This window comes from Streptomyces axinellae (genome assembly GCF_039532135.1).
In the GTDB taxonomy this organism is placed as follows: domain Bacteria; phylum Actinomycetota; class Actinomycetes; order Streptomycetales; family Streptomycetaceae; genus Streptomyces; species Streptomyces axinellae.
Window position 1 is genome coordinate 63081 of record NZ_BAAARJ010000005.1, and the last position, 13482, is coordinate 76562.

A 13482-nucleotide genomic window follows, 5' to 3' on the forward strand; every position below is an offset into this window, starting at 1 on the left:
TCTAGGGGCGTCGGGCAGTCGAGTTCGCTCAGTGGAGCGGATGGCTTTTGTTGCCCCCAGTTGTCAAGGTCGCGAGAGTGAGTTGAAATTCGATACCGGTAGTGACTTTGAGTAATCTTTTGCGTGGCGGCGGCGTGGAGGGCTGCGGCTGAGGGGCGGTGAAGGTCGCGGATCAAGTTGGTTGGGCGGCATGTGCACGGACGTGGCGCAGGAGGTGGCGGGGGTAAATGACGAGGGGGTCGAGGAGCAGCGGAACAGGCCGTTCGGCGCCTCTTTCAAGCACCACTCACGGCGCGTCGCCTGTCACTAACGCCCCCGGACAGCACAAGTAGCTTCTCCGTGTTCTTCCTCGTGTCAGACGAGGATCGCAGCAGATTGTTTCGGGGCGATCAACGCGTCGATTGCCTCTGAAGCTAGCGCGTCCACCTGAGCGGTGACCGCATCGTTCAAGCCGGGACCCGCTGACGATAGGTATGCCAACAGGGAGCCGCGAACGACGGACCGCACGTCTCCTGCCCCAACATCCACACCGGCCTCCAACAGCGCGCTCAGCTCCTTCTGCGCGGTCGCCAGAGCCTCTTCGAGAGAGTCGTTCGGGTTGGTTGCGCCGTCGGCTGCTCGACGACAGACAACCACGCTGTCCAGGTTCGACGGCTCTTGAGCGCCAGCCTTGACGATACTCGTCGACATCTCCCCCTTGACTGGTTGGACAGCGGTGATCACGAAGCTAGCGCGGCGAAGTGACTCGACTACCTGCACCCACCCGCTGATGCGGGCCTGGTGGAACGTGAAGGCGAGGAGACCACCCGGCTTCAGGACCCGAGCGCACTCGCTCCAGACAGCTTCGAGGGCCTTGCCGAACTCCACCGGATCGGCGTGCTGAACTTCGCCGGTTCGCCGTGTTGTCGCCAGCGTGGAATACGCGTTGTACGGCCGCATTCCGTGAAGCCAGGCGTGGAAGAAGTCAGCGAGCTCCGCGTAGTGAACGTTGTCCATGTAGGGCGGGTCTGTGACGACTAGATCGATGGACCCATCGGGGAGATCAGTCTCCGCCGAGTTCCGCGTGGCAACGTAGGCGGTTTGACCCTGGGCAGCCTCGAACGATCTCCATGAGTCGACAACGGTCGCAACCAGCGGCTTGGCGAGCCCGGTGACACGTTCGACCCCTGTGCCTTGGTCGACGAGATCGGCGGGCTTCACCTTGTACTCATGCGCACGCTGCAGCCGACTCTTATAGAGAGTCGAAAAGGAACCCGACGACCTCGGTGTCCCCCACGGGTGGGCTTCGAGGGGCGTGCGCTCCGGCTTGAGGACATGGTGGCTGAACATGTGCCGGACAGCGCCGGTCCCCTCGCCCTTGAAGGATGTGAAGAGGTTGTTGAACTCAAGGGTGCCCGAGAAGAGTGTCGCCAGGGCTTCGCGTTCTGCGGAGGGTCCGGGCAAGTCTCGGATTGCGGTCGCGATCAGCGAGAGCGAGACCAGCTGACGCGCGTTGAAAAAGTCGCGCCATTCGCGGAAGTTCCACTTCAGCGCTTGGTCGGTGTTGTTTCCTCGGGCCAGTTCGCCCTGCGGCAGGACCATGGAGTCGGGCAGGCCGGCGAGCCGCTCGACGCACTTTTCGTACAGGTCGCGATCCCAGTCGGTGATGCTCTCGTAGAGCTTCGAGCCGTCCGGGCCCGCGACCATCTTGGCGTACATCTCGAACATGGGCCTGTTGCCGCCGAGAGCGGTCAGAATTTTGAAAGTGTGCCCCTGCCGACAGGTTGTCATCTGACCACGGACTGCTCCACGTTGGCTGATCTCGTGGCCGTTGGGGCAGGTTTCGGTGCGGAAGTCGTACCGGCTCTGCTTAACAGCCAGGCACTCAGGGCAGACGATCTGCGCCTTCGGCACTCGCTTGGGGTAAGCGTTTTTGGAGAACACCGGAGAGTCGAACAGCCGCACCCTGTCGGAGCATTCGGGGCACTGAACAACCGCGACCCAGAAATAGTATAGGACGCTCCGGCCGTCTTCGGTCTGGTGGAGGCGGTCGATCTCGTTGCGGCAGGCAGCCTCGACGGTTTTGTAAGCAGCCGTCAAGCCCTCCATATTCCAGGGCTGCATTGCCTGGCGCTGGACCAGGGTTGCCACAGGGTTGATATCGAAGCAGACGGGTCGGGCTCCAAGCTTGAGCGCTTCGACGCCAGTGACACCAGAGCCAGAGAAGGGATCGAGAACGACGGCACCCTTCAGATCCAGCGGGGATGCGTATGCAGCGGCGCCATCGGTGTCCTCGGGCGTCGTAGCCGAGGCAAGAATCCCGCGGAAGACAGTGCCGAGGCGCTTGGCCCACCATTTGTGTGTGCTGGTCGCAGGGCGGTGGACTTCCTTGCGCCAGGACTCCTTCGTGCCAACGGCACTGAGCATCGCGGCCGGGAAGGCCGACTCCAGGCCCGTCCGTACAGGCACGACAGGCGTCACGAACGAGGCTCCTTCAGCGTGACCGTCTTCGTGTCACCCGCTCCACGTGATCGGTAGGCACGGAACTGGTGAACGGTTCCGGCGTTCGGGTTCGGCTCCTTGTGCGTGACCATCTCGTTGGTCTGCATGTGGAACTCGTAAGACACGAGTACCTCATCGACCTCGACACGATTCAGCTCGCCCACCTGGACGAGCTCGCTCGACTGCACCTGGTAGTCGGCGGGTGCGATGAGTGTGGCCAGGCCGGCCGTTCCCGCAGCCAGCGCGAATGGCGTCGGCACGACGTACATTTTCCGGTCGCGGACCAGTATGTCGCCGTAGGAGCCGAAGCCGCGGAATGACTTGTTTTTGTGGACATAGCCGGTGTCGGCGTTCAGGAAGCTGCCGTGGCAGATCACGAGATCGACGACCGGATACTCGTCAACGCCGCGTTCGGCCTTGGGGTAGCGTCCGAAGACGTAGAAGACTTCGCGGCCGTTGTGGCTTCCCGTAGGAACCTGGGAGTTGGAGTCGTAGTCAGCCTCTCGGCCGGGGAACTCCAAGCCCTTGACCTCGTAGCCCTCCGGGTGGTTGACGAGCCGGAAGTCCGGATATGTGTTTCTACCCGGTTCGTCGTAGGCGAGGCGGCACGCTTCAATGCGCTCCCCAACCCAGTTCTGGAAGTGGTACTCCTTGTCGCTCGCCGACACCCGCTGGATCAGATCGCCGTCCGCACGAGCGCGCTCACACTCCAGAAATACCCGTTCGACTGCGCCCACTCGCTGACCCCTGTTTGCTCGGTTCGTCTGACCGCACCGCCGGGAGTGGGGCGCGCCTTCCGGGCATCGTATCGGCGAGCGGTGACATCGCCTGATGGACGGTGCTGGCAGTGTCGGTCACGTCGTGATCGCCGACCGCACCTGCTTTGGTTCAACCTGCACGGCCTCCGAGTCGAAGGTCTTCGGAGCCTCTCAGTTGGTCCCGCTTGACGGTGCTTGAAACCTCACGAACCCAGAAGTCCTGGACGCACCTCCCGGTGGGGGCCCGGATGCCCGAGGAGAGCGGCATGGCGCTGAGGGGCAATTGAGCGCCACCATCCCGATACGACAATGCGCACTGTTCCCTTCCAGGACGTACGGGCAGCCGTACTCCTCGGCCACACCCCGGGACCGTTCAGGGGTGTGGTCCACCTTGTGCCGCTTCGTGCCGTGGACAACTGCGGCGACCCATGCGTAACACCCGGACTTGAGGAACTCTGCGATGACCTATCTGCTACGCATACTCCAGCAACGGGGTCGCCACGGGAGAGGGAGCGCTCTCCGGCCCCGGAATCCTGGGGCGGAGAGGCTTGGTGTCAACACCACCGTGCTGACACGTCAATACAAGAAAAAACCCCTCCGGCCGCGTTTCCGCAGGTCAGAGGGGTTAAGAGTGGTGCCCCCAACGGGATTCGAACCCGTGCTACCGCCTTGAAAGGGCGGCGTCCTGGGCCACTAGACGATGAGGGCCGATGGCCCGCCCTGGCGCTGATCAGCGCTTCGGGGGACTCCGGCAGCATATGGGATGCGCGGACGGTTCGCCAAAACGGTTTCCCGGGAACCGGATCCGGCCACCGAGCGCTGGTCACTCGTCGCCGGTCACTGGCCCCGACGCTCAGCGGCCGGTCGCCGGACTGTTTCCCCATGAACGCGAGGAACGCGCGGAAGGCCAGGCAGGCGAAGAATGTGAAGAAGGCGAGGAAAGGGGGGAAGGGGGCGGCGAACCCGGCGGCGGGGACGGGGACGGGGACGGTGACAGGGCCGGGGAAGGGGGCGCACCCGGCTTGACCTCTTCCGGGAGGTGGCGGGCGACCTCCGCCTTGGACAGGCCCAGGCCGCCGAGGGTGATCTCGTCCCACGCCTGGAGCCGGCGCGAGTCCCGGTCCAGGTAGAGCACGGATGCCTGCACCTTGTCCGGCGTCCTGCCCTCGACGGCCCGCAACCCGCTGCCCCCGGTGGAGCCCTGCGTCATCATCCGGGTGCCGTGTTCCAGGGTCTTCGTCCTGCGGTTGTGGGTGTGCCCGGTGAGGGCGAGGGGGACGAGGCCGTCGGTCTGCTGGGCGAGTACGGGGTTGTGGCCGACGGCGATGTCCACCGGGGTCCCGGCATCCCGCTGGGCCCGCAGGGACGCCGCGAGCTTGCCGCCCTCGGTCTCCTCGGCCGGGTCGCCCTCGGCGGCGACGGAGCGGTCCGGGGTGAACTGCGGATCGCCCCAGCCGGCCAGCCGCAGTCCGGCCACGTTCACCGGAACCCCGGAGTCCAGCACGTGCACCCGCGCCCCGTGCCGGCGGCCCAGCTTCTTGACGGCCTGCTGGGTGGCGGGCGAGTCGTGGTTGCCGCGTACCCAGACGTAGGGGGCGCCGAGGTCCGGGATGGGGTCGAGGAAGCCGTTCTCGGCGGAGGTGCCGTGGTCCATGGTGTCGCCGCTGTCGATGATGACGTCGATCTCGTACTGCTTGACCAGGGAGCGGATGATGTGCCAGGCGGCGGGGTTGAGGTGGATGTCGGAGACGTGCAGCACCCGGGTCGTGGACGGGTCCGGCTCGTAGGCGGGGAGCGTCGAGGCCGCGTCGTACAGCTTGGTCACATTGGTGACCAGCCGGGCCAGTTCCCGCTGGTAGACGTCGAACTCGGTGGCGATGCTGCGCGCGTTGCCCACCACGGACGGTGCGCTGGCCAGCAGGCCGGAGAACTTCGGCTCCAGCACGGACTTCGGGTTCCACGTCGCCAGCGCCGTCGCGCCGCATGCCGCCAGCAGCGTCAGCGCGAGCCCGCCCACCGCCAGCGCCCGGCGCGGGCGCCGGTAGACCACGAGCCCCAGCGCGCACGCCCCGGTGACGACGGCGACCACCGAGCGCACTCCCAGCCCGAGCGCCCCGGAGCCGACGTCCGAGGAGATCTCGTCCTCCAGGCCCTCGATGCGCTCGGGGTGGTCCACGAGCGCCGAGGCCCGCTCCTGGTCGAGCCGGTCCACGTCCACGTCCAGGCGCAGCGGCGCGTAGTGGCTGCGCAGTTCCAGGGCGCCCAGCGGCGAGACGTTCACCTTGGTGCCGCCGGTCAGGGAGGGGCGCAGCGTCATACGGGTATCGACGGGCCCGACCGGCGTATCGACGCTCCCCACGACCAGCAGCCCCAGCCACGCCCCGAGAAGGGTGACGGCCACCAGCCCCGACGCGCGCCAGTACGGGTGCGGGGCGCGGGTGAGGGCCGTGGTGGGGACGGGAGTCGTGGTGGGGGCCGTGGTGTGGGCGGGGGCGGGGCGGTGTGCGCGGTACCGGCCGCGGGCCCGCTCGACCAGCGTCCGGGCCCGGCCCGCCACGAGGCGGAACGACCTGGCCGCGGCACGGAACGGCTTGGTGGCAACGCTGGCCATGCAGGGCGGTATGCCCTTCGCGCGGCTCCTCCATGCGCCCCCACCCGCCGATCGGGCGGCTGTGCGACGGCTGCCCGGCGGCTGCCCCGGCCCGCTGCCGGGTTCCGGGGCCCGCCCTGCCCTCCCGTCTCGTCCCCCTCTCCTCCGCCCCGTCTCTCCCTCCGAGGTCCCCGCCGGTAGTGGCCCCCTCCGAGGTCCCCGCCGGTAGTGGCCCCCTCCGAGGTCCCCGCCGGTAGTGGCCCCCTCCGAGGTCCCCGCCGGTAGTGGCCCCCCGCCGGTAGTGGCCGGGGTGCGCCTGGCCGACAATGGGCGGGTGCTGGAGATGACGCGCGAGGAGTTCGAGGAACTGGTCGCCCAGGCGCTCGACCGCATTCCGCCGGAGCTGACGCGGCTGATGGACAACGTGGCGGTCTTCGTCGAGGACGAGCCCTCGGCGGACGACCCCGAGTTGCTCGGGCTCTACGAGGGCACCCCGCTGACCGAGCGCGGCGAGTGGTACGCGGGCGCCCTCCCCGACCGCATCACCATCTACCGGGGTCCCACGCTCCGGATGGTCGAACGGGAAGAGGGCGGCCGGGAACTGGTCGTCGAAGAGGTCGAGATCACGGTGGTGCACGAGATCGCCCACCACTTCGGCATCGATGACGAGAGGCTGCACGCGCTCGGCTACGGGTGACCGTACGGGGACCGCGCGGTGCGGCTCCGCCGGATGTGGGGTGCCCGGATGCCGGATGGCGGGCTTCCCGGCCCGTTGCCCGCGGTCGGGCGGGGCGGGGCGGGGCGGCCGAGGGGCGCGGGGTGGGGGCGCTTCGTGGGGGTGTGCGCGCGCTGTTCCGAGCGCCGTGGGCGCCGTGGCGCGTGACCTGTTGGGGTGACGGGGAGTTGGGCAACGCACTCGCCGATGCCCCGCGCTGGAGGTCCCTGCCGTGCGCCGAACCCGTACCGCACCCGCCGCCACCGTCGTCGCCCGTACGACCGTCAGTGCGCTGATACTCGCGGCGGTCTCCACGCTCAGCGGATGCATGACAGTGCAGGGCGCCGACGACGCGGGTGAGGGCGGCACGGCACCGGTGGGGAGCCGCTCCGACGACCACGGAGGCGCGGCGGCCCCCGAGGGCGGCCTCGACGGATCCGCGTACGGCGCCGGGCGCGGCCAGGGGAAGGACGGCGAGCACAAGCGGGGCAAGGGCCACGGCCGTGGCGGCGGCAAGCACCGCGGCAAGGGCGAGCACGGTGACGGGGCCCGCGACAAGCACGGCAAACACCGTAAGAGCGGCGCGGACGGCAAGGGCGACAAGGGTTCCGCCGACGGGGACGGAGCAGGCGGAGGGGGCGCGGGCGACCCCTCGGCGTCCACGTCCGGAGCCCCCTCGGGCGGCGGGTCCCGGCCGACCAGGCACCCGCACCCGCCGGGCGGACCGGGCGGCTCCGGTGGTCCGGGCGGCGGCGGTCCGGGCACCCCCACCGCTTCCCCCACGCCCTCCCCGAGCAAGCCGGACCCCGACCCCTCGCCCGTCAGAACCGAGGCGTCCCCCAGCCGCACCGGCGTCTCAGGCACCAACGCCCGGCTCCCCACGGCCTGAGAGTGGGGGATGGGGCGTGGTTTCCTCGGCTCCGGACTCCGGCCCGGGTCCCCCTGCGGACCCGGGCCGGGCCCATCCCCTCGCATCCGGGCGCGGCCCTCCGCGCAACCAGGCCGCACCAAGCTCCGCTGCCGGCTCCCTCCGGCCCGGAGAGAGAGGCCGACCTCGCGTCCGGGGGCCGCTGGGGTGGTCGTGGGAGAGGGCGCCGGGGAGGGTGCGGAGAGGCGGACAGGGGGCCATTTGCGTGCGGCTACAGGTGCCGCGTATGCTGGTAGATCGTTTGATCCCATTTGCCCGGCGCCGTTATCCAGCGCGCCGCGTGGCGCGTTCCTCTCTGGCCGTGGCTGACCGCATTGAGGCGGTCGTTTGCGAATTCACGGAGTTCTGGGCGCGTGCCGAATGACTCCGGAAGGTTCGCATTTCGCATGTCTGTCACCACCACTGCCACTGTCCTGTCCGAGGACAGCAACCCCGAGCCGGCCGACGTGACCACGGTCACCGAGGCCACGGCCACCGAGACGGCCACCGTCCCGGCTCCCGCTGAGACGCCTGCTGAGACGCCGGCCCAGACGCCCACCGAGGCTCCCGCTGCGGACGAGACCGCTGCTGTGGCCGAGGCCCCTGCCGCGGATGAAGCTCCCGTCGTGGACGAGGCGCCCGCCGCCGAGCAGCCCGCCGAGGCCGAGGTCGCCGAGACCGCTGAATCCACGAAGTCCGCCGAGCCCGCCGGGCCCACGTTCGCCGACCTGGGCCTCGCCGAGGCCGTCGTCCGCAAGCTGAGCCAGAACGGCGTCACCACGCCCTTCCCGATCCAGGCCGCGACCATCCCGGACGCGCTCGCCGGCAAGGACGTCCTGGGCCGTGGGCGCACCGGCTCCGGCAAGACCCTCTCCTTCGGTCTCCCGCTGCTCACCCGCCTCAGCGGCGGCCGGACGCAGCGCAAGCGTCCGCGCGGCGTCATCCTGACGCCCACGCGCGAGCTGGCGATGCAGGTCTCGGACGCGCTCCAGCCCTACGGCGACACCCTGGGCCTGCGGCTCAAGGTCGTCTGCGGTGGCACGTCCATGGCCAACCAGATCTCCGCGCTGGAGCGCGGCGTCGATATCCTCGTCGCCACCCCCGGCCGGCTGCGCGACCTGATTAACCGTGGCTCCTGCTCGCTGGACGACGTCGAGACCGCGATCCTCGACGAGGCCGACCAGATGGCCGACCTGGGCTTCCTGCCCGAGGTCACCGAGCTGCTCAACCTCGTGCCCGAGGGCGGCCAGCGGATGCTCTTCTCCGCCACGATGGAGAAGGAGATCGACTCGCTGGTGCGGCGCTACCTCACCAAGCCGGTCATCCACGAGGTGGACGCGGCACAGGGCGCCGTCACGACCATGACGCACCACGTGCTCGTCGTGAAGCCGCGCGACAAGGCGCCCGTCACCGCCGCGATCGCCGCGCGCAAGGGCCGCACCATCATCTTCGTCCGCACCCAGCTCGGTGCCGACCGCGTCGCCGAGCAGCTCGGCGAGTCCGGCGTGCGCGCCGACGCGCTGCACGGCGGCATGACCCAGGGCGCCCGTACGCGCACGCTGGAGGACTTCAAGAGCGGCAAGGTCAACGTCCTGGTCGCCACGGACGTCGCCGCGCGCGGTATCCACGTCGATGGCATCGACCTCGTCCTGAACGTCGATCCGGCCGGTGACCACAAGGACTACCTGCACCGCTCGGGCCGTACCGCGCGTGCCGGCGAGTCCGGCACCGTCGTGTCGCTGGCCCTGCCGCACCAGCGGAGGCAGATCTTCCGGCTGATGGAGGACGCGGGCGTGGACGCCTCGCGCCACCTCATCGGGCGCGGTGACGTCTTCGACGACGATGTGGCGCGTATCACAGGCGCCCGTTCGCTGACCGAGGTCCAGGCCGAATCGGCGGCCAACTCGGCCCGTCAGGCCGAGCGCGAGGCCAAGCAGCTCGGCCGCCAGCTGGAGCAGCTCCAGCGCCGCGCCGCCGAACTGCGCGAGGAAGCCACGCTGTTGACCGCACGGGCCGCGCGCGAGCGGGGCGATGACCCCGACGAGGCACTCGCCGCCGCCGCCGAGGCCGAGGCCGTGGAGGCCGCCGCCGAGGCGAAGGCGGAGGCCGAGCGGCGCGAGCGCGCCGAGCGTGCGGAACGGGCCGAGCGCGAGAAGCGCGAGCGCCGCGACCGGGACCGCGACCAGCGCGGGGACCGCGACCGGGGCCCCCGCTCCTACGACCGCCGCGACGGCAACCGCGAGGGCGGCCGGGACGGTGGCCGAGGCGGCTTCCGACGGGACGACCGCCGCGACGACCGCGGCAACTTCCGCCGCGAGCGTGACCGGGACGAGCGCCCCTACGGCCAGAACCGCGACCGCCGCGACGGCGACCGGGACGGCGGCCGTGACCGTCGGGACGGCAACCGCGAGGGCGGCCGGGACGGTGGCCGTGGCAGCTTCCGCCGGGACGACCGCCGCGAGGGCGGCGGCGAGCGCGGTGGCTTCCGCCGCGAGGCGTTCCGCAGCGGCGAGCGCCCGCACAACCGCGACCGGCGCGACGACCGCCGCCCGCAGGGCCGCGGCGGCGAGCACCGCACCACCTCCTACGGCCCGAGCCGCGCTCCGGCCCCCCGCACCTCGGACCGCACCTCGGACCGCCGCGCGGACAAGCCCCGCTGGAAGCGCAACGGCTGACGGCCTGATGCGGCCTGGGACTTGATGGCCTTGGGGATCTGTGCCTTGAGGGCTTGAGGGCTTGAGGGCCTGACGGCTTGAGGGCCTGACGGCTTGCGTGGGCGGCTGGCGGGGCCGGGTCCCGGGCGGGTGCTTGTCACCGGCTCGGCCCCCGGCCCCGGCCCCCAGCCCCTGGCCCGCGCCGCGTATCGAATTTCCGCTCGACACCAGCCTCGAAGGCGTTCAACCGGGAATGCCTTCGAGGCCCGCCGAGTGGCCGGGCTATGCTGCTCGTGCGGGCCGTTAGCTCAATTGGCAGAGCAGTGGACTTTTAATCCATTGGTTGTGGGTTCGAGTCCCACACGGCCTACCGCTGGACCCCAGGTCAGACACCGTCTGGCCTGGGGTCTTGTGCATTCCGGGGGGCGCATAGATCATCCGCTCGGCCGGTGCTCGGCCGAAACGTCAGCGATCAGCGTGCGCGTGCGTGAGCGCACGCGGAGGCGCCGCCGGATCCCTGACCGAGAGGATCCGACGGCGCCGGCTTGACTGCCCCGCCGCACCTGGGGGCGTGGCGGGGCAGCCGCTCGTCGGCTTGCCTCCCCAGACGGTCGTCGTGGCCCTGGTCGTCTGCGACGGGGGACGCGGCCGGCCGGGGCGTTCAGGTGTGGGCGGTGACGATGAGTGTGCCGATGTGGCCGGGGTCGGGCGGGTCGAGCACGGTGGCCTCTGCTGTCTCGAATCCGGCCCGTAGCAGGAGCCGTTCCCAGACCTGCGGGCGGAAACTGTAGCGGTAGGTGAACATGGACGGTCCCGCGAAGCCTCCCTTGTACATGCCCTGGGGTCCGTAGGCGCCGGGGATGGCCGGCGGCTGGGAGAAGACGAACCGGCCCCCGGGGGCGAGGCGGGCGCGCACGAGGGGGAAGAGCCGGCCCGGGTCGGCGAACCAGGCGCACCCGAAGACCGAGTAGATCGCGTCGTAGGTGTCCGCCGCGACAGCGAGGTGTCCGAGGACTTCGCCCTGGACGAAGGTGGCGCCTGTGGTGGCCCATCGTTCGGTGAGCTTCTTGACCATGACCGGGGACAGGTCCAGGCCCGTTGCACGGACGCCGTGTCCGGCGAGGTGGGCCACGGCCCGGCCGGTGCCGCAGCCGATCTCCAGCGCGGTCGCCGGGTCGCCGAGGAGTTCGGGGCCGGGGCCGTGGTCCTTGTACTGGGTCCAGCGGAAGACGGGGCCGGCGTCGGGGTCGAAGGCGGACTCGGCGTAGCTGTTCCACAGCTCGGTCTCGGCCGTGATGTCGTGCGGTACCGGCACGGGAGTGTCCTTTCGGGGGCGTGCCCGCCCCGGCGGGTGAGGGCCGGGGCGGGCACCTTGTCGGGCGTCAGTGGCTGTCGGGCGACTTGTCGTCGCAGGGCGAGCAGTTCGCCCCGTCGCTGGCCCACAGCTTCTCGTCCGGGGTGAAGCCGTTGGCGCGGATGGCGTCGGCGGTGCGGAGCACGGTGCCGTCTCCGCGGCGCCGGATCAGCGGGGCGTGGTGCTTGTAGCGGCCCTCGTTGTACAGGCGGCACAGGGCGAAGTAGACGGGCGTGTCGAGGATGAGCTGGTGCACCCCGATGTCCACGGTCTTGCCGACGCCCAGGTGGAGGTCCGGCCGCTCCAGCGACGTCATGACGTACATGATCGCGTTGTCGAGGATGCGTTCGGCGAGGCTGCGGACGGGGACCGTGTCGCGGAGCAGGAGGCGTACCTCCCGCTCGTACAGGTCGATGTCCACCGAGCCGGGCGACTCCAGCACGTTGTAGGTGAGGTCGCTGATGTGGGGCCGTACCGCGTTGAGGAGGATGCGCGGGTCACGGGAAGGCTGGTCGGGCGGGTCGAGGAGGGCGGCGAAGTCGTCGGCCTCGGGTGTGGCGGTGTCGTGTTGTACTGACGTGTGCCTCTCCTGTCTCGAATGGGTGGGGTGGCCGTCCCGGGGTGGTCGGTGCGCTTCGGACTGGACCTCTGTGCGCGCCGCCGCCCGGGGGCGGGTCAGAATTTCGTTCCGCAGCTGCTGCACTTGGGCCGACCGTCCTTGCCGGTCCTGATCGCGCCGCCGCAGCTGCACATCATGGTGCGGACGGTGGTGGGTTGATCCGTCGTCATGGGTCACCTCCCTCAGAGCTGGTGCGGGTGGGGCCCACCCGCCGGGGTGGTCGCGGGGGAATGACCGGTCCCGGCGGGTGGGGGCTGTGGGGTCATCGCGCCGTGTTCGTCTGCGGGCCGGTCCAGCGGGCGAGCACGGTCGCGTCCTCCCCGCGGCGGATGACCTTCGCTTCGAACGATCCGCGCGGCTGGTAGCCCGGGTGCCGGTACGCGGTGCGGATGCTGGTGGCGAGATTGTGTGCCGATCTGAGGGGACGGCGGTCGGCGATCTGATGCCAGACGCCGGGGCGGTCGCGGAGCCGGGCTGCGATCCGGGGGTGCCGGACCCGGGGCCGGGGCTCGGGCGGGCGCGGTTTCTCGGGGAGGATCACGCCTGCTCGCCCCTGTCTGCTGGGTGGGGTGCCCAGGGTTGGCGGCACACGGGGCAACCCACGTTCTCGTTGGCTATGACGTCCTGGCGGATGGCGGCCAGGAGCAGGACGTTGGCGGCCAGGCTCATCGTCGGGCCGGGCAAGCCCTGGGACCTGATGCGGTCCTCGCACTCGGTGCGCGAGGCCACGAGGCCGGCCATCTCGTGGAGTCCGGCCGCGTAGGCGACGGCCTCCGGGACCATGGAGGTTTTGGGCAGGGGGACGATGCGGCTGTCCCAGGCGCGGGCCGCCAGGGTGGTGATGTGGTCGTGAGGGGTGAGGGCCTGCCAGTACGCCTGCACGTCCGGCCGCTGGATCACTTCCAGCGGGTCCTGGTCGGCACGGAGCTGCTCGTCGAGGGGGTTGATGAGCAGTTCGACCATGGTGAGGACAGAAACGCTGCTCACGAGACACTCCGTAGACGGGTGGTGGGGGTGTTGGTGGGGGCGGGGTGGTGTCGTTTTCGGTGCTGGGTGAGCACGTCGGCGAGTGTCTGCCCGAGGTCCGTCTCGTCGCGGCCCTCGGCGGCGCGGATCATGTGGCCGTACTGGTCGCACTCCGGGCGGGCAGACGGCTCGGGCTCGGCCTGCCCGCCCGCACCGTGCTCGCGTTCGGGTTCGGTCACGGGCGGCTCGCCTTCCTGGTGGTGCAGCCGCAGCGGCACCGGACGATGGTGACGGGGGCGGTGCCGCGCGCTTTCTCGATGACCTTGATGACGGTCAGCGGCTTGTCGCAGGCCGGGCATCGGCCGCACCACCCCGGCCGGCGCGTAGCCAGGATCGGTTCAAGTGGCATTGCGCTCACGGCCCTTGCAGCATCGGGAG

The 13482-nt window shown here is 70.2% G+C and carries 11 protein-coding genes and 2 tRNA genes; 4 read left to right on the forward strand and 9 right to left on the reverse strand.

Features of this window, described 5'->3' with window-relative positions; genetic code table 11:
• Positions 1–354 precede the first annotated feature (354 nt).
• From ABD339_RS08690 to ABD339_RS08705, 4 genes are all read right to left on the reverse strand, one after another.
• Entirely contained in the window at positions 355–2460 is a 2106-nt protein-coding gene (locus ABD339_RS08690) for an SAM-dependent methyltransferase (RefSeq protein WP_344563906.1), read from the reverse strand.
• Positions 2457–3218: a hypothetical protein gene (locus tag ABD339_RS08695; protein ID WP_344563908.1), complete on the reverse strand. Its 762-nt coding sequence runs from the start codon at positions 3216–3218 to the stop codon at positions 2457–2459. The genes ABD339_RS08690 and ABD339_RS08695 overlap by 4 nt, the downstream gene beginning before the upstream one ends.
• Positions 3219–3871: 653 nt before the next feature.
• Positions 3872–3947, reverse strand: a tRNA-Glu gene (locus ABD339_RS08700).
• Positions 3948–4092: 145 nt separating this feature from the next.
• Positions 4093–5850 carry a metallophosphoesterase family protein gene (locus tag ABD339_RS08705; protein ID WP_344563910.1) on the reverse strand — a complete coding sequence of 586 codons (1758 nt, stop codon included), beginning with the start codon at positions 5848–5850 and terminating at the stop codon, positions 4093–4095.
• Between the two features lie 313 nt (positions 5851–6163).
• On the opposite strand from ABD339_RS08705, the gene ABD339_RS08710 reads away from it, so the two are divergent.
• The 4 genes from ABD339_RS08710 (at position 6164) to ABD339_RS08725 (ending at position 10475) form a co-directional block, all read left to right on the forward strand.
• The gene (locus ABD339_RS08710) at positions 6164–6526 is read left to right on the forward strand and encodes a metallopeptidase family protein (RefSeq protein WP_344563912.1); all 363 of its coding nucleotides are present in this window, start codon (positions 6164–6166) and stop codon (positions 6524–6526) included.
• Between the two features lie 250 nt (positions 6527–6776).
• Positions 6777–7433, forward strand: coding sequence for a hypothetical protein (locus tag ABD339_RS08715; protein ID WP_344563914.1), 657 nt, complete (start codon positions 6777–6779; stop codon positions 7431–7433).
• Positions 7434–7858: 425 nt separating this feature from the next.
• Positions 7859–10126 carry a DEAD/DEAH box helicase gene (locus tag ABD339_RS08720; protein WP_344563916.1) on the forward strand — a complete coding sequence of 756 codons (2268 nt, stop codon included), beginning with the start codon at positions 7859–7861 and terminating at the stop codon, positions 10124–10126.
• 276 nt (positions 10127–10402) lie between these two features.
• Positions 10403–10475: transfer RNA gene (locus ABD339_RS08725), tRNA-Lys, on the forward strand.
• Positions 10476–10766: 291 nt separating this feature from the next.
• Here the strand turns inward: ABD339_RS08725 and ABD339_RS08730 are convergent.
• From ABD339_RS08730 to ABD339_RS08750, 5 genes are all read right to left on the reverse strand, one after another.
• A complete protein-coding gene (locus ABD339_RS08730; protein WP_344563918.1) occupies positions 10767–11420 on the reverse strand; it encodes a class I SAM-dependent methyltransferase in 654 nt (217 codons plus the stop codon).
• A gap of 67 nt (positions 11421–11487) precedes the next feature.
• A complete protein-coding gene (locus ABD339_RS08735; protein ID WP_344564426.1) occupies positions 11488–11949 on the reverse strand; it encodes a hypothetical protein in 462 nt (153 codons plus the stop codon).
• A gap of 391 nt (positions 11950–12340) precedes the next feature.
• Positions 12341–12619 carry a hypothetical protein gene (locus ABD339_RS08740; RefSeq protein ID WP_344563920.1) on the reverse strand — a complete coding sequence of 93 codons (279 nt, stop codon included), beginning with the start codon at positions 12617–12619 and terminating at the stop codon, positions 12341–12343.
• Positions 12616–13065 (reverse strand): hypothetical protein, encoded by a 450-nt coding sequence (locus ABD339_RS08745; RefSeq protein WP_344563922.1) that lies wholly within the window; start codon positions 13063–13065, stop codon positions 12616–12618. Before ABD339_RS08745 ends, ABD339_RS08740 begins: the two co-directional genes overlap by 4 nt.
• Positions 13062–13322: a hypothetical protein gene (locus ABD339_RS08750; RefSeq protein ID WP_344563924.1), complete on the reverse strand. Its 261-nt coding sequence runs from the start codon at positions 13320–13322 to the stop codon at positions 13062–13064. The genes ABD339_RS08745 and ABD339_RS08750 overlap by 4 nt, the downstream gene beginning before the upstream one ends.
• Positions 13323–13482: the final 160 nt, after the last annotated feature.

Bases quoted from the DNA above. Each gene is read 5' to 3' on its own strand.
- ABD339_RS08705 (WP_344563910.1), bottom strand. From the start codon at position 5,850: ATGGCCAGCGTTGCCACCAAGCCGTTCCGTGCCGCGGCCAGGTCGTTC.
- ABD339_RS08720 (WP_344563916.1), top strand. From the start codon at position 7,859: ATGTCTGTCACCACCACTGCCACTGTCCTGTCCGAGGACAGCAACCCC.